Genomic DNA, 1279 nt, shown 5'->3' on the forward strand with positions numbered 1-1279 from the left:
GTCTTTGGCTCGGCACCCACGATCACGCGTTCGAAACGCTTGAGGATCTTCACCGCGCAGYCATCTCGCACGGCTACGACTTCATGCTGCTGTCGCCCGGACTGGCCGCAAAGCTGGCCGACGACAAAGCGGCAGCCAGCGGGCGTCCAATGCGAGACACAATCTTCGGCCAGATGCTGAAACACCTCAACCAACCCAAGTAGGCAACACGTATCAGGGCCCGCGACGGAGTGTTCCGTCGCGGGCCCTTTTTTTGCGCGCCGCAAAAGAGCCACGAACATCACCCTCTACAGCAAGAGACAGCGACTCCAAACCGCCGATTATTCCTTMGGSAGTTTGTGCTTATGRATGCGGATATAGTCCTGSACAGCCTTTCGCAGCAGYTCGGTCATGCTGTGCCCGTTGCTGATCGCCAGCAACTTGAACTGCCGCTGCTCCGCAGCCGTCAGRTAGTASCCGCAGCGGATCATCTCCTCCTCGCGAATCTTCTTKCCGGCGATGGGRTCCTTTTTCTGACCCTGYCGCAGCAGCTTGCGGAAATCGGGCCCGACYGCCGGKGACGGSTTTGTCGGYWCCTGCAYCTGTRGCGTAGCTTGCTSCTTGGTCCCTGACGTCTCAACCTTCGGTGGGATGAACATGCTCGGCAGCGCTGGCGGCTGCGTGGAGATCGCCTTCATCATGCGGGCCTTCTTGTCGTCACCGGGTTTCGGTGCGGTTTCTTCGCTCATGCCGCGTTCCTTGTGGCTTCGATGAAGGTTTGCAGAAGGTCGTCAAAGACCCCTTCACTCTCGGCAATCGCCTTCGCATCAGGCACCGCGGGGCTGTAAAGGGTCTGCCCGGTCTGRAGGTCRCGGTAGGCAACGCGATTRTGCAGGACGTGTTCTGCAATSGGCGTGCCGTTGGCCTGGATGATGGCGCGCAGTTCGGTCAGTGCTCGCGCCCTGCCATCGATGATGGTCTGCTTGGTCAGCACGAATATCGCAGGCAGCGGTCTCCCCCGGCTCTCGACCGCCAGCGGGATGTAGTGGTCAGTGATCTGGATGGCGGCGGTCACATCGTCGAGGGCAAAATAGACCGGCACGACGACAATATCGGCGGCGAAGAGCCCGGCCATGAGGTTATCGTTTGTGGTGCCTTCCGTATCGATCAAGACGACCGAGCGTTCACCGTTGTGAGTGGCTGCCGCGCGAAGGATTTCCTGCGGGGTCATCGCGCTCACCATCTGGAGCCTGTCAGGACGAGTGCCAGCTTCGCCCAGCATCTGGAACCAGCGGTTCAT

At 60.3% G+C, this 1279-nt stretch carries 1 protein-coding gene and 1 pseudogene; one reads left to right on the plus strand and one right to left on the minus strand.

Annotation, left to right across the window (positions count from 1 at the left end):
* Positions 1-203: pseudogene (locus tag AC1DZP_RS36195) on the plus strand (hypothetical protein); the annotation flags it as partial.
* Positions 204-724: 521 nt separating this feature from the next.
* Here the strand turns inward: AC1DZP_RS36195 and AC1DZP_RS36200 are convergent.
* Positions 725-1279 (minus strand): hypothetical protein (locus AC1DZP_RS36200; RefSeq protein WP_477309145.1); only part of this gene is annotated, 555 nt, incomplete at its 5' end.

This window comes from Mesorhizobium sp. P2_F8 (assembly GCF_056403655.1).